Raw genomic sequence first — 23,001 nt, forward strand, 5'->3', positions numbered from 1 at the left:
TCTTTAACTATTTTAAAAAGCCATCACATATCATGATGACTTCGTTTTATCATTATTTTACACGTTTGCGAGAAACAAAACTAAGAGCTAAAAGTATCACTCCTCCAAGCAATCCTAACAAAGAAGTTGTTTCTCCAGTAGAAGGCAAGTGATTAGTGGATACATTATAATTAACTTTCACTTGCTTATGATTGGTTGGTAAGTTCTGGATAAGTGTAACAGTTTGTTTCTTTCCATCCACATAACTTATAATTTTACCTGTTTCATCTACAATTGGAATTGCTTGTCCGCCTGCTTGTTCAATCGCTGCTTTTTGTGCTGCTAATTTTGCCAATCGTTCTGCTTCCAATTGAGCTTGATATACTTTGACAATCTTAGAGTGTTTAGCAACTACCTCTGCTTGAGTTGCTTTTAATGCTTGCAATTTTGCTTCTTCTTTCTCTAGCAAAACTTTCTTTTCTGCTAAAGTTTGTTTAGCTTTCAATAAACTTTGTTTTGCTTGTGCTAAACGTAAAGGAGCATCTTTTAGCTTAAGAACTTTTTCTTGAGCTGCTGTCAAACGTGCCTTAGCTTGTACTAACTCATTGTTACGTTGGCTGACCAATGCTTGGGCTCTTGTCAAATCCGCTTGTTTAGTAGCTAATTTGTGTTGTTCAGCAGAAAGGCTAGTCTTAAGCACATTAAGTTCTGACTGTTGTTGAGACAATTCAGCTTTTGCTTGGGCTAAAGCTGCTTGTTTAGCTTTCACGTCCGCATTCAATTGAGCAACGGCTTCTTGGGCTGCTTTATTTTCAGCTTCATCCGCTTTTAAAGTTGCCTGGACTTGATCCAATTGAGTTTGAGCTGCAGGAGTTTTCAGTTTTATAGCTTTAATAGCGTCACGTTGTGCCGTTGCTTCTGTTAAATGAGCAGTTACTTTCTTATGATCAGCTTCAGCTTTCAACTTACCTGCTTGTGCATGATCATCATCTTGTTTTACAACATCATAAGTACTTTGAGCTTCTTTTTGAGTATTCAATAATTCTTGGCTATCAAATGGATTAGCTAATGCTGTACGATTAAAGGTACTGTTTGTTAGTGCTTTATCATGTACAAACAAGAAATTAACAACCTGCCAAAAATCATCTTTGTAAGAAGTTCCTACCCCAAGATAAGAAGTTTTAGCTTCTGGGGCAAACAACCCTGCCATACTTGAGGCATGTAGGAATTCATTATTCACATTATCTTCTACATCATCAAAAGCATTAAACATCAAATTCAAAATAGTGTTATACACCAAACGCTTTAATTCTGCTTTTGTTACAAACTGTTTCGCACTATAAATACCACTACCGCCCATTAAGCCAATATTTTCATCTGTTTCTGAAGAAGTAATATTGTATTGTGCTAGAAGTTTATTAAGATGTTCAGTGTCATGACCTTTCACGCCATTTGTTTTAGAAGTTGAAACATGGTCGTTAATAATTTTAGTTACATCTTTTGTCACTTCAACCTTTGATGTACCAAAAGCTGCATGAATTTGATTTAATAAGTCCGCTGCAAAGAGAGACAATTCTTCTCTCGTTGCTTCTGACAAATTATTCAAGTCAAGTTTTTCTTGGCTATCATTTTTATTCGCTTTAAAACGATTTTGTTTAGCTAAAACCTTCCCAAGAGCAACCAATTTATCCGTCATAGCCTTTTCTTCTGCTGGGGAAGCTGTGGCGATTTTTTGAGCATATTCTCTTAATGCTGCAATATACTCTTGAGTCAATTTGATTTTGTTGATAGCTTCAACATCTTGATTAGCTTTAGTCAAATCAACTGTTGCCTTTTCTAAAGCTTGAGCTGTTTTATTAGCCAAAGCTGCCTTTTGATCTACATCAGCTTTAGAAGTAGTTACCGCCTTTTGAGATTGAGTTACTACTTTTTCTGCTTCAGCTAAATCGGAAGTACGTTTCTGGTCATCTTGTTTTGCTTTAGCTAAATCTGTCTGAGCCTTAGTAACCACTTCTTTATCAGCGTTTACTTTTGCTTGCGTTTGTTCAGCTTTAGCAATAATTTCTTTAGTACCTGTACCGTCTAAAATTGCTTGTTTTTCAGCTACTTTCTTTTCAGCTTGAGCAACATCTGCTTGTTTTTGGGTAACGGTCTCTTGAGCTTTAGCAACCGCTTCTGTCTGTTTAGATACCCCTTCTTGAGCTGTTTGTTGGGCTGTTTGACTAGCAGATACAGCATTTTCAGCTTGACTTACCTGATTAGTCGTTTCCTTAACAGAAGTTTCTGCCTTAGCAATGTTTTCTGGAGTAGCTTCTTGTGCTACTTTTTCAGCCTGAGCAACATTGTTTGTTTCTGTTTTTACTATATTTTCAGCAACCGTCACATCTTTTTGTGCTTGATTAGTCACTTGTTCTTGTGCTTTGACTGCTGCATTTGCGGTATCTACTTTTGTTTGACTAGTTGCCACTTCTTCCTTAGTTACAACTGCTTTCGGTTGAGCAGCTTCCGCACTTTTAACCTCTTTTGGTTGCACATTTTCTGCCTGCACTACTTGTCCTGCACCTACCACAGCAACAGTCGCAACTGTTGTCATCAACGTTTTACTAACTTTATTCATCTTTTTTCTCCTAAATCTATTTTTATTTATTTTATAACAATATAAACATTTCTACAAAAATTATATTTTGTAATTTTAATATTCTGTCAATCATCAATCTGCTTTCAACAGCAAAGAAAACTTCTTTCTTTGTTCTTCAAAACAGACAGATGAGGACTCTATCTGTTAAGATGGAACGATCGGTCTATGGTAACCTTTGCCAGTTAACTGTAAAATAGACTGTTTCCCTCGTTTGACTTTACGGGCTACAAGAATATTGCCACGTTTAATGGTGCGTATGCTTTTATAAATATTCCCATAATTTGCGATTGTCGCAACCGTTACAAGTTTTCCTTCAACGTATCCTTTCCGAGAGATTAGACCATATTTTTTCGTCAACTTAACTTCTTCACCATTGTCAAGAAGGGCTGTTGCACCTCCTTGCATTCCTAATCGTCTTAAATCTGTGAGGGTTACCTCACTTGTTGAATTTATTTGATTCATCATTTTCCTCCTTGCGAATCAAAGGCTGATTTACAGCCATGCCGAGTTAATGCCGTAGCATTTCTACTGTGTTTCTTACGCACGGTTTTGAGTCTAGTTTACCGCAAACTCCTTCGGCTTATAGCTTTAACTAGCTATGCCTTTACGTGGTGGAACAGCGCTAGATATCCTTTTCTAGCTACACACCGCCCTTTTTTCTTTTTTATGCTTAGTTCCGCTAATCAGGACAGTGGGGGTATTCAATTGTCAAAGAGCTTCAAGTAGTTTTAAGACTTGCTTAGGTCATTTATTTTCTGAAGAACTATTAGGTTCACCTCTCACCTTTAAGACGATAAGCTACATAGTGACCTAAATCTGAACTTGCTTTTCGATCTGAACTCACGCCTAATAAGTATCCAACCGACACTTGAAAAAATCTAGCTAGGCTTTCAGTATGTTCAGGACTGATCCGATTCGTTCCTCTTTCCCAATTTGAGATTGTCTTACGAATAACCCCAAGCTGATCTGCAAGCTCTTGTTGGGTTAGACCGGCCTGTTTTCGTAGTTCCTTCACTCGGTTTTGGATGGGTTTTGTCACATGGAGTCACCCCCTTTTACTTTGTAGGTCACCTTCTTCACCCATCTTGGATTGATAGTGAAAGGCGGTCGAGCTTCTGAAAAATTCATACTAGCTCCTGTACTGAAAGAGCTAGATACTAATCTCTGTAGTTCTTCTAGGTTATAGGTGAGTGAAATTGTTTCTGTTGTTTTATCAAAATACTCAATCTCCATCACTATCTCTTGTACTGGTTTCGGTTCTGTCGGACGTATTCTAGCAGCCATCGAGCCTCTGATAATGCCTTTTTGTCTGTTAAACGCCATACTTGTCCCCTCCCTTGCTCTTGCCATATTTCAACTCTGCCTGTTTATGCGCCAATATCTTCACTTCTAATCTTCGCTCTTCCTTGAGGTTTTCTAAACTGCGCATGAGATAGGCTAAAGGAGATCCGCAATCATAGGGAATACGATTAATAAGATTAAGAACTTCTTTACTGGTCACATAACCTTCCGAAAGGTATTGTCCTATCATCATCTTTTGCCTATGAGTTAAGCTGTAATTTTGGAACTCTCCAGTAAACAAATCTTGTTGGCAAAATTTGCCATTATACTCATCTGCAATTACTTGTAAGAGAGAATAATATTTTGGTGAAATATATTTCTCAACTTTTTCTAGATGATGTATATGATCAGCTTCAGGAGAGGGAGAAATTTCATCAGAAATTTTCTCACTCTTTCTAGAACTAATATTATTTATCTCAGTCTTACTTGTATTATTCTTACTTGGGTTAAAATTTTTACCCTCCGGAAGTAAAGATTTTGGACGTTCAATTTTTTTACCTCCGCTATTATCAAGGGTTTTCGCTTCTTCTGTTAACGACTCCTCTTTCTCATAAAGAAGTTTTCCAAAGTAGTCAAACCGTTTTAACAAGACATTATTTTCATCGTAATGCTCTACTATTTGGCAAGTTGCATCAACATTTTGTAAATACAATCGATTCGGTTTATTATTTCCTTGTCGAACTTCTCGCAACAAGCCCATTTCAGTTAATTCTTTCTTAATTTTGGTAACAGTTGGTTTTGATTTATCTAATACTTCCATCAAATCGCTGACTGTATAAATCATAAACACTGAGCCATTTTCATCTACATATTCACTGTTCCCACTTTCATGAGAATGAATACTTAACTGGCAACGGTTCAGCAATATGCCATAACTAAGTTTGGCATCTGAAGATAATTTAACGTATGGACTAACGTAACGAATCGTCATCAGTATCTTTCTTTCAGGATTCCACTTGCGTTCAATTCTTGTCATAAATAATTGTGGAATTTGATAAAAGGTCTGTGTGGTTAATTGATTGACTGTAATATCTCTATTTGGAATCATTTAAAACACCTCAGCATTGATACATAGCTTCATACCACCTTGATGAGAGAACTGGATTAAACTCGTTGCTTCCAATTCTTCAATCGCAGCAAGAGCTCGATCTCGTGACCAACCTGTTGTTCTCATCAAATCAATTACCATCATATTTTTTGTTAGTTTAACCATAGAAGATTGTTGTGTTCTCATAAAAACTCCTTTATTGGATTCTTTTTTCTTTTGTTTTCTTAACTGCTTTTTAACAATTTATTAGGCATTAATCGAGATTTTTTAGCATGTTCAAGACCAGTTACATACGCCTCAAAATCAATATTCTCAATCTGTGCTTTAGTTTCGCGATTTTTCAATTCTCCCATACGTAGTCTTTGTTCTTCCAGCACTTCTGCTGGTACCTGCACCATCAAAGCAAATTCTTCTGAGGATTGTGCCTGTTTTCTAAATCGCTCGTCTAGTCCTGCAAGAAATCCTATCAAGTATGACTTTTTATAATCTTTCCAACGTGCTTTAGGAATTGTAGGAAATAGCCATTTTAATCGATACTTCAGATATAAAATAGCTCCTTCATAGACCTTGGTACACAATTCAGCATCCGTATCATACCCAAAGAAAATGATTTGTGTAATTCCTTCATCAACAACCCTTCTTCTTATCGTTTTACATCTAAAATTTTCACCTAGAATAGCTGCTAATTTCTCTTGCCACCAAGGCATTCTATACTCCCAGGTTCCTACTGTTTCACCAATGTTATTTTTGTTTTTAGTAGTCGTTAGATCGGTCATAGATAGATTGTGCTTGACCATGAGTTTTTGAGCCATTAGAAGAGCTGTTTGTCCTTCTTCGTCATTTGGTGCATCATAAGCTAATTCAAGAAGGTTCTGTATCTTAAAAATAACCTTGTTATTCATATCAATCCTCCAATCGATACTTTCGTGGTAAATGCCAAGCATAATGTTCTGGATCATCAACCATTGCATTGTAAAAAATCATATTCTCATCGATAATTTCTTGCCATTTAGGTATCTCTTCACGATAGATACGTTTTAGTCCATAGAATTTTTTTGCAATAAAACGAACAGCTCCAATATGATCCCCTAAGCCAACTACACACAAAACATCATGTTCCATATCATAAACCCAGTGACTTTTTGGATTTGTCAATATTCCCCATGCAAATTCTCTATTTCTCTCAAGAAAATCATAACCTGGCCTATAGTAAACTTTCGTCTGATAAGGTTTATCATTAAATCCATAAAAACAATGACTACACAGCGTTCTATTTTTATCTACCCACCAGCAAGGACCATACTTTTCATCGATACAAGGGGTAATCCAATTACATCCGCATCGTCTACAAATTCCAGCTTCTATTTCTTCTTGAGTCATCCTCTATCTCCTTATTTCAACCAGCCTAAATAATTAAAAATCTCATACAGTGATACTAGAGCATTTATCAGAAAGAGAAACAAATGCAACAAATAAGGTTTTCTTTTCCGATAATTACTGATAAACATAGGGTAAAGTATTAAAGCAAAGATAATATTTACAGGAATCAAGACACTCATTCTTTCTACCTCTCCTTTCTAAATACTGATATAATCAATAAAAAGTTAAAAATACCAAATATCATATTCCCCCTCTTTATCAATAAATATCAATTCAATAATCTTGTTCTTATTAGCAGCGCAAAAAGCAGACATCAGTAATTCTCGCTTAGTGTATTTTACTTTCCATAATGGGATTCCAAATAGGCATAACCTTACTTCATAAAGTGATTCTTCTCGTTCGGTCATTTTTTATTTTCTCTCTTAACCCTACACATAACTCATCAATTCAGGATTAAACTCTAAGGTTAGCCACAAGGCTTCTTCTTGTGTCAGTTGATAAATATGACCCCACGTCCCATCTCGGGCTCGTTTATGATAAGGATAGGTGCCATGTTTATTCTTGGGATTCAGCTCATGAATAACATCATCTTTCTCAGTTCTCCAAAGCAAGCTAAAAGGCTTGTAGTAATAACCATTCCCTAGCCAAACTCTTCCTAGGTCATCGTATGGGGATGTTTTTACTTCTTCAGGAAGCTCCTCAGTATCTGTAACAGCTGCTTCTTTCTCTTCATCAAGATCAATTACTTCAAAGATTTCTAAGGTATCAAGATTCATGATGATTTCAATGTTATTTGACATCTGTTTGGTGTCCTTTCCATTATTTTAGGCAACGAAAAAAGAGAACGATTTTTTCGTTCTCTTAGGTTACAAGGTATTTAATTTTACGTTTCCCGAAACTCTAGACACTTACAGCTTAAAATTTTCATATTTTCTAGATTATTTGTCAATTTTTTCAAGAATTCTCTTATCGTTTTCATCAGGACGCTTTAATAGGACAAAATATACATTTTTCTTTCTTCAAAATGATGAAATTTTTGCAAAAAAAGAGTATGATATAGAAGTATACTTGGGAGGTATAACATGAAAATTATTGTCGTTGGTGGCGGTAAGGTCGGATCTGCACTATGCCGTTCACTTGTGGCTGAAAAACATGATGTGATTCTCATCGAGCAAAATGAGTCCGTACTCAATCGGATCACAAAACGTTATGATATTATGGGCATTGTGGGTAACGGTGCTAATTTTAAAATCTTAGAGCAGGCTAATGTAGAGCATTGTGATATTTTCATTTCCATGACAGAGCATGACGAAGTCAATATGGTGTCGTCTGTGCTGGCTAAAAAAATGGGGGCAAAAGAAACGATTGTCCGCGCTCGCAATCCAGAATATTCAAATTCTTATTTTAAAGAAAAAAATATCCTTGGTTTTTCACTTATTGTCAATCCTGAGCTACTAGCAGCCCGTTACATTGCCAATATCATCGAATTTCCTAACGCACTTTCTGTGGAACATTTTTCAAATGGACGTGTCAGTTTAATGGCATTTAAAGTCAAACAAAATAGTAATCTGTGTCAGATGACTTTATCTCAATTTCGGAAGAAATTTGGAAATGTCTTGATTTGTGCTATTGAACGTGATAATCAATTGCTCATTCCAGACGGTGAAATTACCATTTTGCAGAATGATATTATCTATGTCACCGGAAATCGGGTTGATGTTATTCTTTTCCATAATTTCGTGCGACCCAAAGTCATTAAAAGTTTGATGCTCATTGGTGCAGGAAAAATCGCCTACTATCTGCTTAATATTTTAAAAAATAGCAAAATCAAACTAAAAGTGATTGAAATCAATCCAAAGCATGCTGAATGGTTTAGCCAAGAATTTCCACATTTGCATATTGTTCAAGGTGACGGTACTGCAAAAGACATTTTACTAGAAGAAAGTGCTCAACACTATGATGCAGTTGCGACCCTGACTGGTGTAGACGAAGAAAATATCATTTCTTCTATGTTCCTTGAAAGCATGGGGGTTCAAAAAAATATCACGAAAGTCAATCGGACTAGTTTACTTGAAATCATTGACAGTCAGGAATTTTCAAGTATTGTGACGCCTAAGAGAATTGCAGTAGATACAATTATGCACTTTGTCCGCGGACGTGTGAATGCTCAGTATTCCGATTTGCAAGCTATGCACCACTTAGCTAATGGACAACTTGAAACCTTGCAATTTCAAATCAAGGAAGAAAATAAAATGACTGGAAGACCACTTTCTAGTTTGAAACTAAAGAAAGGTGTCTTAATTGCAGCCATTATCCGAAATGGAAAACCTATTTTCCCGACGGGTGAGGATTACATTCAAATAGGTGACCAAATCATTGTCACAACGCTCATTCAAAGTATCACACAAATATATGATTTGTTAGAGAGGTAAGCCATGAATAGAAATATGATTCGTTTCCTCCTCTCCAAGTTGTTAATCATTGAAGCTGGACTACTTCTAGTTCCACTCATTGTGGCTTTCATCTATCGCGAGCCTCATCAAAATTTACTTTCCATTAGCATCACAATTGGAATCCTCTTGGTGGTCGGACTTTTAGGCAGTTCTTTTAAGCCCAAAAATCATCATATTTATGCCAAAGAAGGGGTTTTAATTGTCGCCTTATGCTGGATACTTTGGTCCTTCTTTGGGGCACTTCCTTTTGTTTTTTCAGGACAAATTCCTCACCTCATAGATGCTTTCTTTGAGATCAGTTCAGGCTTTACAACAACAGGTGCCTCTATCTTACCAGATGTCTCTGTCTTATCACATTCTCTACTCTTTTGGCGTAGTTTCACCCACTTAATTGGAGGTATGGGAGTCCTCGTCTTTGCCCTTGCTATCATGGAAAATAATAAAAATAGCCATTTGGAAGTGATGCGAGCAGAAGTTCCTGGTCCTGTCTTTGGTAAAGTTGTCTCTAAATTAAAAGACACGGCACAAATTCTCTATTTACTCTATTTGGCACTTTTTGCTATTTTTGTAGTAATCTATTACCTTGCAGGAATGCCTTTATTTGATAGCTTTATCATCGCCATGGGAACAGCTGGTACAGGAGGCTTTGCAGTTTACAATGATGGTATTGCTCACTATAACAGCTCTCTCATTACGTATCTAGTCAGTTTTGGAGTACTTATCTTTGGAGTAAATTTCAACCTCTACTACTTTTTACTATTGAGAAAATTTAAAGCATTCTTTGGAGATGAAGAATTGCGAACCTATCTCATTATTGTAATATCAACTACTCTTCTCATCTGTTTGAATGTCTTTCATATTTATCAAAATATAGCTAAGACTTTAGAAATTTCTCTTTTCCAAGTAGCGAATATCATCACCACCACTGGTTTTGGTCTTGGTGACATTACCTCTTGGCCACTCTTTTCCCAATTTATTCTCCTCATTCTCATGTGTATAGGAGGTTCTGCCGGATCAACTGCAGGAGGTTTAAAAATTGTTCGTGGCTTAATCTTAGTCCGCATTGCTAAAAATCAAGTTTTATCCACTCTCTCACCAAAACGTGTACTGACCCTGCATGTCAACCATAGCGTGATTGACAAAGATACGCAGCATAAAATCTTAAAATACCTTGTGCTTTATACGATGATTATCATCAGTCTTATTTTCATTGTCAGTCTAGATAATAATAATTTGATGACCGTCGTGAGCACTGTTCTTAGCTGTTTCAACAACATTGGACCAATGCTTGGTACAACAGAGAGCTTTGCAATCTTTGGTCCAATTTCCAAATTCCTGCTCTCTCTTGCTATGATTGCTGGACGTTTAGAAATTTACCCAATGATTCTGCTCTTTATGCCACAAACTTGGTCCAAACGATAACTAGATCCAATAAAAACTCGCCAGTCAATAGACTAGTGAGTTTCTTTATTTTCTGAGTGATTGCGTCTCAAGCTAAAATCATCCGGTACAGGATCATCTCCTCCATTCGCCCATGGATGGCAACGCAAAATACGTGCAATCCCCATCAACAAACCCTTGATGCCATGTTTTTCTATCGCTTGAATCATGTAGTTTGAGCAAGTTGGCTGATAACGACAGGAAGGTGGAAAAGCCGGTGAGATAAATTTTTGATAAAAACGGATTAGCGCGATAAGAACTTTTTTCATTATTTTTTCTTTGTAACAGCTAGATTATGTAACTGACTGACCTCTTTTTTATTGAGACGGCGAGCTTCACCTGGACGAAGACCAGTTAAATTTAGATGGCCAAATTGCGTGCGGGAAAGTTTATCTACTTGCAAACCAACAGCCTCAAACATCTTTTTTACTTGATGATTTCGTCCTTCATGGATCGTCAACTGGATAATCGAACGATTCTTAACCGGATCTACTTTCAGAATTTCATAAACAGCTGGTTTGGTTTTCTTACCATCAATTTTTACACCTTTTGTCAACGGTCGAAGGACCTCTTTATCAGCTATCCCCTTGACACGAGCGACATAGACCTTATCAATCTCATTTCGAGGATGAATCATTTCATCTGTAAAATCTCCATCATTTGTCAAAATTAAGGCACCTGACGTATCCCAATCAAGCCTCCCTACTGGATAAATCCGTTCTGTGACATTTGGTAACAAATCAACTACTGTTGGACGACCTTTGTCATCTGTCACGCTAGAAATAACACCACGTGGCTTATTTAAGAGGTAGTACACTTTTTCTTCATTGTAAATTGGCTGACCATTTACCTCCACGCGATCTCCAGACTTGATCGTCGTTGCCAATTCACGAATAACTTGTCCGTTTACAGTGACCAGCCCTTGCTTTATCAATTCTTCTGCTTTTCTACGACTAGCAATCCCAGCATGGGCAATATATTTATTGATTCTCATCCTCTATCCTTTCAACAAATAGTTGACTTTCCTCTGTTATTAACTCTGTTTCTTCCACTACTGGCAATTCTTCTATACTATTGATGCCCATATAATCCAAAAAATAATCAGTCGTCACATAAAGATTTGGGCGACCAAGCACTTCTTTTTTCCCATTTTCGCGAATCAAATCAAAAATCTGTAATTTAGAGATTGCACCACTAGAATTGACACCACGAATCTCATCCACTTCAATTCTTGTAATGGGCTGCTTGTAAGCAATAATCGACAAGGTTTCAAGTGCAGCTCTTGATAAACTTTGATTGATCGGAGCTCTTGAATATTCCCGCAAAAGGTCAGCGAAATCTTGTTTGGTAACAATTTTATAAGCATTCGATGTCTCTAATAGAGCAAGACTTGAATCTTCGTCTTTTCGATATTTTTCTGCTAATTTCTCCAAACTCTGTATCACACCCGTAGGCGGTATAGAGAGGAGATCTGCTAGTTGACGGACACGCAAGCCGTCCTCACCTGCTACAAAGAGCAAGGCTTCAATCTCTGCTAATTTACTCATTTCTTTTTCCCATTAGATAAATATTCCCAAAATTTTCTTCCTGCACCACTTGAATTTCTTGCACTTTTACCAATTCCAATGTTGCTAAAAATAGAGTAATGACTTCATTTATATCTTTTGTTTCTGAGAAGATCGCTTGAAGAGCAATTTTTTCTTGTAGATGGCAACGATTGCGTATTACATTCATCATGTCTTCAATTTTATATTCGTCTTTGACAATGGTTGTGTGGTTTTGAGCAAATTCTTCTCTTTTTTGTGTCATCAACTTTGAAAAGGCCAGAAACAAATCAATCGTTGTTTTGTCATGACGTAACTCAGCATTTCCATATACCAATTCGATTTTAGGCTTGGAGTAATAAAGAGCCCGTTCTTCATGCTGCTCTGCCATTTTCTCACCTAACAATTTGAATTTCCGATATTCTTCGATTTGAGCAAGTAAATCTTGCTCCAGATTCTCTTCAGTTTCTACGGTATCCGCCACTTTTGGCAAGAGCTTCCGACTTTTAATCAACATGAGCTGACTCGCCATGACCATATATTCACCTGTCACTTCTAACTTCATAGCTTGAAGGGTCGCTACATAAGCTAAGTACTGCTCAATAACCTCTGTAATCGGCACATCATAGATATCCATTTGGTATCTTGACACCAAATGAAGTAATAAATCCAACGGGCCTTCAAAATCTTTAATTTTTATGTCCATTATCTATATTTTTCCAACGTCATCATTGTTTTCAAACCTAAATTGCGCGCAATTTCATATATTTCTACGCCTTTCTCTCGCTGACGTAAAATATATTGCTCTCGCAAACTCTGAGCAGATAAGGTAGCTTGATTTTTTTCAATCAAAAAAGCCTCTAATTGACGAAAGCCCCATTGCCGTGAATAGGTTTTCCCATTTTTTTCTAACAAATAAGTCCCTTCCAGAGTTGTTCCCAGCTCTCCAATCAATTGATCTGGAATAGGAACAATACGCTTTTGACCTGCTTTCTCAATGCGAATAATCTGAAAATCTAGATTTACATCTGCTACTTTTAACTGCAAAATTTCACTTGGCAACAGCCCCATTTCCAAAATGAGAAGTGCAATCAAACGACCGTTGTATTGATTTGTATCGGCATAAAAATTAGATAAGTCCAAAATCTCCGCATCGTGTTCTTTCGGAATTCCAACTTTTGGCAACTCTAGGCGATAAAAATTTGAAATGAAGCGTTTGTTGTATAAATAATACAAAAATTGATTGACAGCAGATAGCTTTCGCTTTTGAACAGAAGGTTTGAAGTCAGCAATAGAAGCCCGATAAATTCGAAGATTAGTATCTGTAATTTTTGCATGAATCACATCTACAAACTGCTCCAAATCATAAAAATAAGCTGTTTTTGAATTATCAGATAAATTTTTTCCTTCTAAAAAGGTGATTATTTCTTCTTTCATTTTGGATGGATCTCGTATTCATTCGCAAAGCTGTGTAAAAGAGCATTGACTGCTTTTAAGATAGATTTACGCGTAATAATTCCTTGAAACGTATTTTCCTGATCAACAACTGGCAAGAAGGACTCATCTACTAATTTATGTAGTACTTCTGTCAATGTAAAATCTGGGCCGACAGTTAGGTCATCTTTTTTTGCCATATGTACAATATCAGTTGTCATAAACTCCTCATCAGGGATTTCGTGCTGCATTTGATAAGACAAGATATCTGTTAGCGAAATCGTACCCACAAACTTTTTCTGATCTGTCACTACCGGTACTCGTGAGTATGTCATTTGACTCAGTAATAAAATAGCATGGTCTGCATTATGGGTATCAATCAAGACAGCTAAGTTTTCTGCCGGTGTTAAAAAAGTGTCTTCTTGCTGTAAGAGAAAATTTTCAAATTCTTTGGCAATCATCGAGAAAACTCCTTTGAGAGGCGAGAGTATAGCTCGTGCTGACGTGTATAGTAATCTACATGGAATGCATCATCAGTAATCTCTACCTTGGCATAAAGTCGCTCATTAATAACACCTCGTGGTTGACTGATTGACCCCGGATTTAAAAAGAGCGTTTTTCCTTCCATCCACGCATCTGGAATATGCAAATGCCCATATAAACAAATATCCGCATCTACCTCTTGTGCCCATAAATCCAATTTTTGAAAACCAAAGTTGATATGCTGAAGGTGACCATGAGTTTGTGCAATAACGGTACCATTTAAATCCGTCACCAAACGATCTGGATAGCCACCATAGAAATCCATGTTCCCTGCTACAACATAAATTCCTTGCCACACTTCGTCATCACTTGGCAGCTCAGAATCACCATTATGAAAAATAGCATCTACTTTTCCGAGATAATAGGTCTTTATCTCTTCTACAATAGCACGATCTCCATGAGAATCACTCATTACGATGATGGTTTGTTTTGCCATGTTGGAAATACCTCCACTAATTTTTGGACTGCTTGAGCTCGATGTGATTGAGCATTCTTTTCTTCCATTGTTAATTCTGCAGATGTTTTGCCTGTTTCACCTACTAAAAATAACGGATCATAGCCAAATCCATTCTCCCCTTTTGGCTCAAAATTAATATAGCCTGCCCAGTCAGCCTCCACGACTAGACTTTCTTTAGTAGGACTTGCTACCACAAGAGTTGTATGAAACTGCGCTGAGCGATCTTTCAACTCGAAAACCATTGCCAATTCATGTAGTAGTTTTGCATTATTTTCTAAGTCTGTCGCATCATTTCCAGCAAAGCGAGCAGACCAAACTCCAGGCAGACCACCTAGCGCATCTACTTTTAAGCCTGAATCGTCTGCCAATACCATTTTGCCAGTCAGCTTAGAGATAGTCTCTGCTTTTAAACGAGCATTTTCTTCAAAAGTCATCCCAGTTTCTGCGACCTCTGGTAAATCAGGATAGTCATTCAAATTTTCAATCTGATAGCCTAATTTTTCAAAGATTCTGCGGAATTCAGCGGTCTTTCCCTCATTACGAGTAGCAATTAAAATCGTATCTCCTACTGTCAAACCTGACAATTCTTGTTGAGAAAAGAAAACATTTAATTTGACACCTTTTTCAGGTAAGTGCACTAAAACTAATTGTCCCTTTTCCGTGATTAAAATAGCACCCTTATGAAATTGTGCCTGAAACTGTGATGCTTGATTTTCATTGATTAGTTGCAAGACGAATTGAACAAAAGACATGATTGAGTTATATTGAATCACTGCAACAGAAAAAGACTGTCCTTCAACTACTAATTGACGGAGCTCTTCCTCCATTCGACTAAGTTCTTCTGAAATGACATCTTTAAAATAGAATCCGCCGCCATAGGAAGACCATTCTCCAACATACCAATCTTGAGCATCTTTATACTCATAAACTTTATTGCTCATAATGTTACATGCTCCACATTTATTTTTTTGTTTAACCACGTTTCTGCAATTTCAGCAAACCTTTTCGCATTAGCTGTTGTAAAAAAGCAGTGTTGCGGGAGTTTTCCTTCTCTGCTATGATTGATTTCAAAATAGTTTAGCAAGACAGAAATGTCCCGTACACATTCTGCTCCGCTGTCAATCAATTTCACAGTTGGTCCCATCACATTTTGAATGATTGGTTTTAGTAAAGGATAATGAGTACAGCCTAGTACTAAAGTATCCACCTTGCCTTTTAAAGGCATTAAACTTTCATACACCACTTTTTTCGTAATACTAGACGACAGTTCATTAGATTCTACTAGCGGTACAAATTTGGGACAGGAAAGACTTGTCACTTCCACTTCCGGTAAGAGACGTTCGATTTTTTGACGATAAATATCTGATTGAATCGTCATTGGCGTTCCTATAATGCCAATCGTTCCATGTTGAGATGCTTTGATTGCTGCACTAGCTCCTGGTAAGATGACTCCTAAAACCGGGATATCTAATTTTTCTTTGATGTCTTCCCAAACCACAGCAGTAGCTGTATTGCAGGCGAGAACAATCATTTTGACATTTTGGGTTAAAAGGAATTGTACCAATTGCCATGTGTACTCACGAATCTGCTCTGCAGGTCGGGGACCATAAGGCGCACGTGCAGAATCGCCAATATAAATTACTTCCTCATGTGGAAGTTGCCGCATCAACTCACGAACAACTGTCAAACCGCCCACGCCTGAGTCTAAAAAACCAATTGGTCGATTATCCATAAGTTCTTCTTTCTAAAGAAGGGACTGGGTGCAAGTCCCAAATCCCCATTCATTTATCTCTTTAAAAATCAATTTATCGTATAAAACAAAGATTATTTTTTCTTTTTAGCATTTTCAAGTGCTGCTTTTTGTTGATTTTTAATTTGACGATACACTTGTTGTACCTTTGCTTCATTTGGTTTTTGTCCGTTTGCGGATAGCATCATACGGACAGCATCGATATTCAAACGTGGATTGTCTGCAAATTCTTTTTCAATTTGTTTGCGGACAAGATACATGCCAGCGACCATGCCACCAAAAAAAGCAAGAATAATCAACAAAATAGCTAATAGTAAATTCATAAATATGTAATCCTCTTTTCCCTTTTTACATCTTCTTATTATATCAAAAATTGTCTATTTTTCAAAGTCCAAACTATAGAAAATGATACTCTTGTCAATGGGCTAAGACATCTAACAAGCTCATTCTTTCATAAACAAAAAGAGACTGAGACAAAAATTCTCAGTCTCCTAAAACTATGTAGCAAAATTTGCAAGACGCAGTCACTGTCTGGCTTTAAAGGCGCTTATATCAAGCTTTTTAAAGCCTAGCCATCGTTGCGGGGATGGGACGACAAAATCGAACTCTTCGAGTTATCGATTTTTGTCCCACTTCCAATCATTAATATTTCTTTCACTCCTAATTATCTCTTCCAAAAATACGAAGAATACTTAGGAATAAATTGATAAAATCAAGATACAAACCCAAGGCCAATGAAACTGCCCAACCAGCTGCTACATTTCCTCCCGATTGCTCATAGACATAGCGGATTCGTTGATTATCCCAAGCAATCAAACCAGAAAAGATAATCACACTAATAATACTAATGATGAAATCCAGTCCAGAATTTTTAAGGAAAATATTCACCAAACTAGCGATGATAATTCCAATTAACCCTGCAATAAAAGCTCTGCCTAGACCAGACAAATCCTTCTTAGTAAATTTGCCAATCAGTGCCATCGCAAAAAACATTGCAGAAGAAGTAACAAAGGCTGCTAAAACTGTTGCTTGTGTGTAAAGAGCCAACACTAAACTAATCGTAAAACCATTTAAAGCCGAATAAACTAGAAAAGTTGGCAATGCAGCTGGATTGTTTTTAGCAGACATGCCCGAAGCTACCCAGACAAGGATCAGCTCAGCAAAAATTGCTAAGTAAAAAATCCAAGTATTTCCTGTCATGACAGACAAAATCACATCTTGAAAGATGGTCAGCATTAGTGCTGATACAAGAGCAGAAATACCAATCCCCATTCCAACTAAAGAGTATACTTTTGCATAAAAACTATTGATACCACTATTTTCTTGAATAATTGTATTGTTCATAAGCTCTCTCCTTTATTGTTATATGTTATGATTTTAACATTTTTCTGTGGAAAAGTCTTCTTTTAGCAATCTTTTTCCGAACTGGTGCTATTACTTCCTTGATTGCCCAGTATTTATCCACCATGGTGACAATATAGCCCTCTTTATACCGCGGTGGCGCTACTGTTGCACCCCACATATGTTTGAGAATGATATCTTCTTCGACTTTATTTAGTTTGGTTACTTTCCGTGCATTCCTCACTGCTAACCGAGGGTGTACCCAAGCATGGCTCTTATTGAATTTTGTTTCACGCCAATCATAATAAAACATATCGTGCAAAAGACCTCCACGCGCGGTACTTTTTGCATCCCAACCTAATTTCTTAGCAATTTTATAACTCGTATAACTAACATGAATCGAATGTTCCAAACGGTTGGAATAAATATGATGTGTTATAGTTTTTAATTTCTGGACGCGTGGTTGAGCAATCAATTGTCCAACATGCTCCATATACTCTTTATCTTCTTTATAAAGCATAGAACCACCTCCATGTGCTTCAAATTATAAATATATTTCTAAATTTTAACTTAAAGAAAAGATGAGAATTCCTGCTGCAACGGCTACATTTAAACTCTCAGCTCGTCCTTTCATCGAAATATGAACCAGTTGATCTGCCTTATCCATCATCTGCTGGCTGATTCCTTGCCCTTCATTTCCCAATACAAGAACAAAATCTGTCATTGGTGCTAATTCTCGATAATCAATAGAATCTCTTGAAAGTGTCGTTGCCAAGACCGGCAATTGTATTTGTTTGGCAAGTTCAAGAAAATCTGATGTTTTCATTTGATAAATAGGCAAATGAAAATGACTGCCTTGCATGGAACGTAGGGTTTTAAGATTGTAAATATCTGCCGAATGCTGCGAAATAAACACTCCATCATAACCAGCTGCATCAGCCGTTCGGATAATCGTTCCTACATTTCCGGGATCCTGCACATCTTCCAAAAAGAGATATTTCCCTTTGAGAAATGAAGGAGCAGATTGTTTTTCAAAAGCAATCTCTGCCACAATGCCCTGCGGCGTTTTCGAATCAGCCAAATCAGTCAAAATTTCTGAGGTTACCACATGAACTTGAGAAAAATCTTTCACTTTATCAAAAAAATTTTCTAAAACAAAGATATGTCGAATCTCAGCTTGTGCATTTACTGCTTCTTCAAATAAATGCCAACCCTCAATTAAGTATGAGTTCTTCCGATACTTTTTTTGAAGTAATTTTTTAGTATTTTTTACCACATTATTAGCTTTTGAGGTTATAATATTCATAGGTATATTATATCACAAAAAGGAGGCTCGCATGCAAAAAGTAAGAATGATTGCGCAAGGCCGCGTACAAGGGGTCGGATTCCGTTGGGGAGTCTATAGGCTTGCTACAGAAATTGGTGGCATTACAGGGCGTGTCTGGAATAATGAAGATGGTACCGTAGAGATTTTGGCGCAAGCAGAAAACTCTGCCCTTATGGCAAAATTTATCCAAGAAATCCGCAAAGGACCAACGCCATTTTCAAAAGTCAGCTATTTAGATGTTACAATGACGAATTTTGAATCCTATTCAGATTTTAAAATTGCAAATTAAGTCCTAAGAACTATTGTATATTTGGGAAAAAAACAGTAGAATAGAAAGGTATTATTTTTTAGAAAAAGGAAACAAACACGTGAAAAAATTAAATCGTATTTTATTCTCAGGATTAGGGTTATCTATGCTTCTGCTGCTCTCAGGATGTGTGCAAGTAAAAGATGGTAAGCCTGCTGGGTTTGTCTGGGATATCATTGGAAGACCAATGAGCCTTGCCATTCAGTATTTTGCTAATAACATGGGGCTAGGTTTTGGTGTTGCTATTATCATTGTTACCCTGATTGTGCGGCTGATCATTTTGCCACTAGGACTTTATCAATCATGGAAAGCAACTTATCAATCTGAAAAGATGAACTACTTGAAGCCTATTTTTGAGCCTATCCAAGAACGTATGAAAAATGCTGAAACACAAGAAGAAAAACTTGCTGCTCAGCAAGCACTCATGGCTGCTCAAAAAGAAAATGGTGTCAGCATGTTTGGCGGAATTGGCTGCTTACCATTATTGATTCAATTGCCTTTCTTCTCGGCTTTGTACTTTTCAGCTCAATACACTGAAGGAATTGCACACAGCGTATTTTTAGGTATTCCACTTGGAAAAGCCAGCATTCTCCTTACTGCTATCGTCGGTGTTTTGTATTTCATCCAGTCTGCTTTAACTCTTGTCGGTGTTGATGAAGTTCAAAAAGAACAAATGAAAAAAATGATGTACATGAGCCCGCTCATGATTGTTATCTTTTCTTTCACAGCTCCAGCAGGTGTAACACTTTACTGGGTAATCGGCGGTTTCATTATGATCATTCAACAATTGATTATCAATCATTACATCCGTCCTCAGCTCAGAAAACGCGTAGCTGAAGAATACAAAAATAACCCACCTAAAGACATTAAAAATTCTACTTATAAAAAGGATGTAACCCCTCAAGCACAGGCCGTTATCGAAAATAGAAAACAAAATAAAAAGAAAAATCGTAATGCTGGAAAACAACGTTCAAGATAAACAAAAAAAGCTGGGATAATCATTCCAGCTTTTTGCTTGCCGTTCAATCAGAAAATCATCCTACTATGAAACAACACTCCATCTTTTCAAACACCAACTTGAATGACAGAATATTCTCATTTAAAAATAAACTTACCAAAATTCACGAACAAAATCATTTTCTAAGCGCTCACTATAAAATAATTCTGACAACGATTTATCATCAAAAATACGTAGTAGATTTTTTAAATCATAAGCCAACTCCATAGTATCTAGGTCTTCACGTGCCACCCACATAACTTCACCTTCTTCTGACGAACGAATATGACCAGAAAATTCATTTGTACGATAAAGAAAGACCAGATAACGAATACCTTCCGCCGTATACCAATGTTTCATACCAACCAGTCTAGGACGATGGATTGTTAATCCCGTTTCCTCATATACTTCACGCACAACTGCTTGGTGGAGACTTTCTTTTTCTTCTATATGTCCGCCAGGTAGAGCTGCTCCTGACCAAGAATACCGTTTTGGGTCCCGAATCTGCATAACAATACGATTCTGATCATCTTCAATTAGACACATGTTGGTTAAAATCACTTGGGACTGATGGGACATGTTTCCCTCCTCTATGTTTTACTGAGACGCGCCCCGTGATTGTGATGATACCATGGGGCGCGTTTCCTTTTTTTAATTATGCTGTTTTTTCGACTTTTAGGATTTTTACATCATAACTACCAATAGGTGTTTCAACTGTAGCTGTGTCACCTGTTTTCTTGCCAATTAGAGCTTGTCCAATAGGACTTTCATTAGAGACTTTTCCAGCAAAAGCATCTGCTCCAGCTGCGCCAACAATCATATAGACTTCTTCGTCTGTTTCACCAACTTCTTGAATCGTAACGGTCTTACCAATAGCGACTTCATCATGAGCTACTGCATCGCTGTCTACAATTTCAGCGTAACGAATCTTGGTTTCTAGACTAGATATTTGTCCTTCAACAAAAGCTTGCTCATCTTTGGCTGCTTCATACTCACTATTTTCTGATAAATCTCCATAAGAACGAGCAATTTTAATACGCTCTACTACTTCAGGACGGCGAACCAATTTAAGTTCTTCTAATTCTTTTTCAAGTTTTTCCTTTTCTTCAAGGGTCATAGGATAAGTTTTTTCTGCCATTATTTTCTTCTTTCTATTTTTTAAACAAAGAGATTGGGACAATAATGTCCCAACTTTCTAATATCGTGTGTGATTCCTTTGCAAGGCACAATCTCCATCCAGTCTAAAATATGCTTATTGCACTCTATTTCAGACCTAATTTTCATTGCGCTAAAGGAAAATCAAATCAAGTTCTACGAAGTACCGATTTTGCCCTACTCCTTTTAATTCGAACTACTTGGCTTTGTCAATTTACTATTGACATGCTCCTGAACATTTTTCTCATGTTCTGCATAGGTAGTTGCGAAATAAACTTTTCCTGTTTCTGTATTAGCTACGAAGTATAGATAATCAGTTTTAACTGGGTTAACCGTCGCTTCAATAGCAGAGAGACTCGGATTATCTACAGGGCCAGGCATTAAACCAGTGTTTTTATAGATGTTGTAAGGCGAATCAATATTCGTATCAATTGCAGCATCTTCCGATAAGGTCGTTTTTTGTCCAAGTTTTCCTTGAGCATACAGAATTGCAATATTGCTTTGTAAAGGCATATTTTGATTCAAACGGTTGTAAAAAACACTTGCAATATTTTTCCGATCTTGATCCGTTGAACCTTCTTTTTCAACCAAGGATGCAATTGTTAAAACATCGTGCACCGTCAAGTTCTTCGTTGCTAAAACATCATAATATCGCGACATAGTCTTATCCATTGCAGCTAACATTTGATCAATGAGAGTTTCAGCTGTTGTACTATCTGTCACATTGTAAGTGGCAGGGAAAAGATAGCCCTCTAAGCGATACTTCACACCACTCTCTTTTTTAGCTAGGCTTTCCAATAATTTCGGATATTTCGCAGCTTCCTGAGTGATAAAATTATCATCTTGTATTTTCTTTAAGAAAGCTTCTGAAGATAATTTATTTTTCTTCAGCTTCGCAATCATTTTTGCAATTTGTTCAATCGTATATCCCTCTGGAATCGTCAATTTTTCCATTGATGGATCTTGCGGAGTATCCGTTCCACCTTGCTGTAGTTTTTTAGCAATTGCATCCAAATTCATACTCTTTTGTAGATTGTAATAACCTGATTGGAAATCTGCATAATTGTTAAATTTGGCATAATAGCTAAAAATCTGAGCATTTTTGATCAAACCAGCTTTTTCCAAGACCGTTCCAATTTCTTTGGTACTTGATCCAGTCGGAATCTTAACCGTCACATACTTGGTATTTTTCGCATCAACTGGTTGTAGTGCCGACGCAACATAACGATAAGCAAAGAAACCAGTTATTCCAATTCCTAAAAGCAGTAATATCAAAACAGTTTTAACAATTTTTCCTGCGATTTTGTTTTGACGCTTCTTAGTAGTGACTATCTGAGAAGTCCGATTTGAACGAGAAAGTTGCTTTGTTTCTTTCTCTGTTCCGTAAACTGCAGGCTGAACCAATTCTTCTGGAACCTTGATTTCTTCGACCGCTTTATTGATTGGGTAAGAAACAGGGACTTTCGTTGTATGAGTATTAAACTCTTTCTCTTCCCTAGCTGCCGCTTCGGCTTCTATTTGCTCAATGGTTGGAAGAAGACTTTCTAATGGAGCTGGCTCTGGCTCGTTAGTTTCTTCTTTTTGCACCTGTGGTATATCCATTTCAGAAGCAAGTGTTTCCTCTTCTTCCTGAATAGAAGGAAGTGTCGATTGGCCTAGCCCCAACTTTTCGTGTAAATCATTAGATTTTTCTACAGGGGTAGGTTGTTCAGTCCCCTTTGCTCTAGCTAAGTCTCGCAGAATTTGCTCTTTAAAACTCAACCCTTCTTTTTCTTGTGAATCTTCAGCCAAATAGTTGACCTCCTTGTTCAATATCCCTACTATTATATCTTAAAAGGAAAAGAAAAGCAATAAGAGAAAGCCTTTC

Annotated in this window: 29 protein-coding genes; 4 read left to right on the top strand and 25 right to left on the bottom strand. The window is 37.1% G+C overall.

The window, feature by feature from the left end:
• Positions 1-52: 52 nt before the first annotated feature.
• The 9 genes from H8787_RS08560 to H8787_RS08600 form a co-directional block, all read right to left on the bottom strand.
• On the bottom strand, positions 53-2,596 hold the full coding sequence (locus H8787_RS08560) for an SEC10/PgrA surface exclusion domain-containing protein (protein ID WP_187327877.1): 2,544 nt from the start codon (positions 2,594-2,596) through the stop codon (positions 53-55).
• A gap of 165 nt (positions 2,597-2,761) precedes the next feature.
• Positions 2,762-3,079, bottom strand: a complete 318-nt coding sequence (locus H8787_RS08565; RefSeq protein ID WP_003030405.1) for a hypothetical protein — start codon at positions 3,077-3,079, stop codon at positions 2,762-2,764.
• Between the two features lie 310 nt (positions 3,080-3,389).
• Positions 3,390-3,656 (bottom strand): helix-turn-helix transcriptional regulator, encoded by a 267-nt coding sequence (locus tag H8787_RS08570; RefSeq protein WP_039677363.1) that lies wholly within the window; start codon positions 3,654-3,656, stop codon positions 3,390-3,392.
• A complete protein-coding gene (locus tag H8787_RS08575; RefSeq protein WP_052234558.1) occupies positions 3,653-3,940 on the bottom strand; it encodes a hypothetical protein in 288 nt (95 codons plus the stop codon). Before H8787_RS08575 ends, H8787_RS08570 begins: the two co-directional genes overlap by 4 nt.
• Positions 3,930-5,006: a replication initiator protein A gene (locus H8787_RS08580; protein ID WP_003030403.1), complete on the bottom strand. Its 1,077-nt coding sequence runs from the start codon at positions 5,004-5,006 to the stop codon at positions 3,930-3,932. Before H8787_RS08580 ends, H8787_RS08575 begins: the two co-directional genes overlap by 11 nt.
• Positions 5,007-5,192 (bottom strand): hypothetical protein, encoded by a 186-nt coding sequence (locus tag H8787_RS08585; RefSeq protein ID WP_003030351.1) that lies wholly within the window; start codon positions 5,190-5,192, stop codon positions 5,007-5,009.
• Positions 5,193-5,230: 38 nt separating this feature from the next.
• On the bottom strand, positions 5,231-5,908 hold the full coding sequence (locus H8787_RS08590; RefSeq protein WP_003030358.1) for a DUF2786 domain-containing protein: 678 nt from the start codon (positions 5,906-5,908) through the stop codon (positions 5,231-5,233).
• 1 nt (position 5,909) lies between these two features.
• Entirely contained in the window at positions 5,910-6,386 is a 477-nt protein-coding gene (locus H8787_RS08595) for a hypothetical protein (RefSeq protein ID WP_125261506.1), read from the bottom strand.
• 428 nt (positions 6,387-6,814) lie between these two features.
• Entirely contained in the window at positions 6,815-7,186 is a 372-nt protein-coding gene (locus tag H8787_RS08600; protein WP_003030375.1) for a hypothetical protein, read from the bottom strand.
• 282 nt (positions 7,187-7,468) lie between these two features.
• On the opposite strand from H8787_RS08600, the gene trkA reads away from it, so the two are divergent.
• Both trkA and H8787_RS08610 read left to right on the top strand, forming a co-directional pair.
• On the top strand, positions 7,469-8,818 hold the full coding sequence (trkA, locus tag H8787_RS08605; RefSeq protein WP_126441596.1) for a Trk system potassium transporter TrkA: 1,350 nt from the start codon (positions 7,469-7,471) through the stop codon (positions 8,816-8,818).
• A 3-nt stretch (positions 8,819-8,821) separates the two neighbouring features.
• Positions 8,822-10,261: a TrkH family potassium uptake protein gene (locus H8787_RS08610; RefSeq protein WP_187327878.1), complete on the top strand. Its 1,440-nt coding sequence runs from the start codon at positions 8,822-8,824 to the stop codon at positions 10,259-10,261.
• A 32-nt stretch (positions 10,262-10,293) separates the two neighbouring features.
• On the opposite strand, the gene yidD is transcribed toward H8787_RS08610, so the two are convergent.
• From yidD to H8787_RS08675, 13 genes are all read right to left on the bottom strand, one after another.
• Entirely contained in the window at positions 10,294-10,548 is a 255-nt protein-coding gene (gene yidD / locus H8787_RS08615) for a membrane protein insertion efficiency factor YidD (protein WP_003068165.1), read from the bottom strand.
• Complete coding sequence (locus H8787_RS08620; protein ID WP_003068164.1) at positions 10,548-11,273, bottom strand: pseudouridine synthase; 726 nt, start codon at positions 11,271-11,273, stop codon at positions 10,548-10,550. The genes yidD and H8787_RS08620 overlap by 1 nt, the downstream gene beginning before the upstream one ends.
• Complete coding sequence (gene scpB / locus H8787_RS08625; RefSeq protein WP_003068163.1) at positions 11,260-11,826, bottom strand: SMC-Scp complex subunit ScpB; 567 nt, start codon at positions 11,824-11,826, stop codon at positions 11,260-11,262. Before scpB ends, H8787_RS08620 begins: the two co-directional genes overlap by 14 nt.
• The gene (locus H8787_RS08630) at positions 11,819-12,529 is read right to left on the bottom strand and encodes a segregation/condensation protein A (protein ID WP_003068162.1); all 711 of its coding nucleotides are present in this window, start codon (positions 12,527-12,529) and stop codon (positions 11,819-11,821) included. The genes scpB and H8787_RS08630 overlap by 8 nt, the downstream gene beginning before the upstream one ends.
• The gene (xerD, locus tag H8787_RS08635) at positions 12,529-13,260 is read right to left on the bottom strand and encodes a site-specific tyrosine recombinase XerD (RefSeq protein ID WP_003068161.1); all 732 of its coding nucleotides are present in this window, start codon (positions 13,258-13,260) and stop codon (positions 12,529-12,531) included. Before xerD ends, H8787_RS08630 begins: the two co-directional genes overlap by 1 nt.
• Entirely contained in the window at positions 13,257-13,718 is a 462-nt protein-coding gene (gene cbpB, locus H8787_RS08640) for a cyclic-di-AMP-binding protein CbpB (protein ID WP_003071900.1), read from the bottom strand. Before cbpB ends, xerD begins: the two co-directional genes overlap by 4 nt.
• Positions 13,715-14,236: a metallophosphoesterase gene (locus tag H8787_RS08645; RefSeq protein WP_006269447.1), complete on the bottom strand. Its 522-nt coding sequence runs from the start codon at positions 14,234-14,236 to the stop codon at positions 13,715-13,717. Before H8787_RS08645 ends, cbpB begins: the two co-directional genes overlap by 4 nt.
• Complete coding sequence (locus H8787_RS08650; protein ID WP_187327879.1) at positions 14,212-15,198, bottom strand: nucleoside-triphosphate diphosphatase; 987 nt, start codon at positions 15,196-15,198, stop codon at positions 14,212-14,214. Before H8787_RS08650 ends, H8787_RS08645 begins: the two co-directional genes overlap by 25 nt.
• Positions 15,195-15,989, bottom strand: coding sequence for a glutamate racemase (racE, locus tag H8787_RS08655; protein WP_048800595.1), 795 nt, complete (start codon positions 15,987-15,989; stop codon positions 15,195-15,197). The genes H8787_RS08650 and racE overlap by 4 nt, the downstream gene beginning before the upstream one ends.
• A 92-nt stretch (positions 15,990-16,081) precedes the next feature.
• On the bottom strand, positions 16,082-16,330 hold the full coding sequence (locus H8787_RS08660) for a YneF family protein (protein ID WP_187327880.1): 249 nt from the start codon (positions 16,328-16,330) through the stop codon (positions 16,082-16,084).
• Positions 16,331-16,667: 337 nt separating this feature from the next.
• Positions 16,668-17,351 carry a Bax inhibitor-1/YccA family protein gene (locus H8787_RS08665; RefSeq protein ID WP_187327881.1) on the bottom strand — a complete coding sequence of 228 codons (684 nt, stop codon included), beginning with the start codon at positions 17,349-17,351 and terminating at the stop codon, positions 16,668-16,670.
• Between the two features lie 25 nt (positions 17,352-17,376).
• Entirely contained in the window at positions 17,377-17,868 is a 492-nt protein-coding gene (locus tag H8787_RS08670) for an HDIG domain-containing metalloprotein (protein WP_187327882.1), read from the bottom strand.
• A 45-nt stretch (positions 17,869-17,913) separates the two neighbouring features.
• Positions 17,914-18,654, bottom strand: a complete 741-nt coding sequence (locus tag H8787_RS08675; RefSeq protein WP_006268567.1) for a TrmH family RNA methyltransferase — start codon at positions 18,652-18,654, stop codon at positions 17,914-17,916.
• 31 nt (positions 18,655-18,685) lie between these two features.
• Between H8787_RS08675 and H8787_RS08680 the strand changes: the two genes are divergently transcribed.
• Together H8787_RS08680 and yidC are read left to right on the top strand one after the other, a co-directional pair.
• Complete coding sequence (locus H8787_RS08680) at positions 18,686-18,964, top strand: acylphosphatase (protein WP_003068151.1); 279 nt, start codon at positions 18,686-18,688, stop codon at positions 18,962-18,964.
• Positions 18,965-19,043: 79 nt separating this feature from the next.
• The gene (gene yidC, locus H8787_RS08685) at positions 19,044-19,961 is read left to right on the top strand and encodes a membrane protein insertase YidC (protein ID WP_003068149.1); all 918 of its coding nucleotides are present in this window, start codon (positions 19,044-19,046) and stop codon (positions 19,959-19,961) included.
• 132 nt (positions 19,962-20,093) lie between these two features.
• On the opposite strand, the gene H8787_RS08690 is transcribed toward yidC, so the two are convergent.
• From H8787_RS08690 to mltG, 3 genes are all read right to left on the bottom strand, one after another.
• Entirely contained in the window at positions 20,094-20,558 is a 465-nt protein-coding gene (locus H8787_RS08690; protein WP_006269462.1) for an 8-oxo-dGTP diphosphatase, read from the bottom strand.
• Positions 20,559-20,634: 76 nt separating this feature from the next.
• Complete coding sequence (gene greA / locus H8787_RS08695) at positions 20,635-21,117, bottom strand: transcription elongation factor GreA (RefSeq protein WP_003068147.1); 483 nt, start codon at positions 21,115-21,117, stop codon at positions 20,635-20,637.
• Between the two features lie 203 nt (positions 21,118-21,320).
• Positions 21,321-22,925: an endolytic transglycosylase MltG gene (gene mltG, locus H8787_RS08700; protein WP_187327883.1), complete on the bottom strand. Its 1,605-nt coding sequence runs from the start codon at positions 22,923-22,925 to the stop codon at positions 21,321-21,323.
• Positions 22,926-23,001: the final 76 nt, after the last annotated feature.

Source organism: Streptococcus sp. NSJ-72 (genome assembly GCF_014334035.1).
Lineage (GTDB): Bacteria > Bacillota > Bacilli > Lactobacillales > Streptococcaceae > Streptococcus > Streptococcus constellatus.

Excerpts from the sequence above, each read along its gene's own strand:
- H8787_RS08560 (WP_187327877.1), bottom strand. The coding sequence starts at position 2,596 with ATGAATAAAGTTAGTAAAACGTTGATGACAACAGTTGCGACTGTTGCT.
- H8787_RS08565 (WP_003030405.1), bottom strand. The coding sequence starts at position 3,079 with ATGAATCAAATAAATTCAACAAGTGAGGTAACCCTCACAGATTTAAGA.
- H8787_RS08575 (WP_052234558.1), bottom strand. The coding sequence starts at position 3,940 with ATGGCGTTTAACAGACAAAAAGGCATTATCAGAGGCTCGATGGCTGCT.
- H8787_RS08580 (WP_003030403.1), bottom strand. The coding sequence starts at position 5,006 with ATGATTCCAAATAGAGATATTACAGTCAATCAATTAACCACACAGACC.
- H8787_RS08585 (WP_003030351.1), bottom strand. The coding sequence starts at position 5,192 with ATGAGAACACAACAATCTTCTATGGTTAAACTAACAAAAAATATGATG.
- H8787_RS08590 (WP_003030358.1), bottom strand. The coding sequence starts at position 5,908 with ATGAATAACAAGGTTATTTTTAAGATACAGAACCTTCTTGAATTAGCT.
- H8787_RS08595 (WP_125261506.1), bottom strand. The coding sequence starts at position 6,386 with ATGACTCAAGAAGAAATAGAAGCTGGAATTTGTAGACGATGCGGATGT.
- H8787_RS08600 (WP_003030375.1), bottom strand. The coding sequence starts at position 7,186 with ATGTCAAATAACATTGAAATCATCATGAATCTTGATACCTTAGAAATC.
- trkA (WP_126441596.1), top strand. The coding sequence starts at position 7,469 with ATGAAAATTATTGTCGTTGGTGGCGGTAAGGTCGGATCTGCACTATGC.
- H8787_RS08610 (WP_187327878.1), top strand. The coding sequence starts at position 8,822 with ATGAATAGAAATATGATTCGTTTCCTCCTCTCCAAGTTGTTAATCATT.
- yidD (WP_003068165.1), bottom strand. The coding sequence starts at position 10,548 with ATGAAAAAAGTTCTTATCGCGCTAATCCGTTTTTATCAAAAATTTATC.
- H8787_RS08620 (WP_003068164.1), bottom strand. The coding sequence starts at position 11,273 with ATGAGAATCAATAAATATATTGCCCATGCTGGGATTGCTAGTCGTAGA.
- scpB (WP_003068163.1), bottom strand. The coding sequence starts at position 11,826 with ATGAGTAAATTAGCAGAGATTGAAGCCTTGCTCTTTGTAGCAGGTGAG.
- H8787_RS08630 (WP_003068162.1), bottom strand. The coding sequence starts at position 12,529 with ATGGACATAAAAATTAAAGATTTTGAAGGCCCGTTGGATTTATTACTT.
- xerD (WP_003068161.1), bottom strand. The coding sequence starts at position 13,260 with ATGAAAGAAGAAATAATCACCTTTTTAGAAGGAAAAAATTTATCTGAT.
- cbpB (WP_003071900.1), bottom strand. The coding sequence starts at position 13,718 with ATGATTGCCAAAGAATTTGAAAATTTTCTCTTACAGCAAGAAGACACT.
- H8787_RS08645 (WP_006269447.1), bottom strand. The coding sequence starts at position 14,236 with ATGGCAAAACAAACCATCATCGTAATGAGTGATTCTCATGGAGATCGT.
- H8787_RS08650 (WP_187327879.1), bottom strand. The coding sequence starts at position 15,198 with ATGAGCAATAAAGTTTATGAGTATAAAGATGCTCAAGATTGGTATGTT.
- racE (WP_048800595.1), bottom strand. The coding sequence starts at position 15,989 with ATGGATAATCGACCAATTGGTTTTTTAGACTCAGGCGTGGGCGGTTTG.
- H8787_RS08660 (WP_187327880.1), bottom strand. The coding sequence starts at position 16,330 with ATGAATTTACTATTAGCTATTTTGTTGATTATTCTTGCTTTTTTTGGT.
- H8787_RS08665 (WP_187327881.1), bottom strand. The coding sequence starts at position 17,351 with ATGAACAATACAATTATTCAAGAAAATAGTGGTATCAATAGTTTTTAT.
- H8787_RS08670 (WP_187327882.1), bottom strand. The coding sequence starts at position 17,868 with ATGCTTTATAAAGAAGATAAAGAGTATATGGAGCATGTTGGACAATTG.
- H8787_RS08675 (WP_006268567.1), bottom strand. The coding sequence starts at position 18,654 with ATGAATATTATAACCTCAAAAGCTAATAATGTGGTAAAAAATACTAAA.
- H8787_RS08680 (WP_003068151.1), top strand. The coding sequence starts at position 18,686 with ATGCAAAAAGTAAGAATGATTGCGCAAGGCCGCGTACAAGGGGTCGGA.
- H8787_RS08690 (WP_006269462.1), bottom strand. The coding sequence starts at position 20,558 with ATGTCCCATCAGTCCCAAGTGATTTTAACCAACATGTGTCTAATTGAA.
- greA (WP_003068147.1), bottom strand. The coding sequence starts at position 21,117 with ATGGCAGAAAAAACTTATCCTATGACCCTTGAAGAAAAGGAAAAACTT.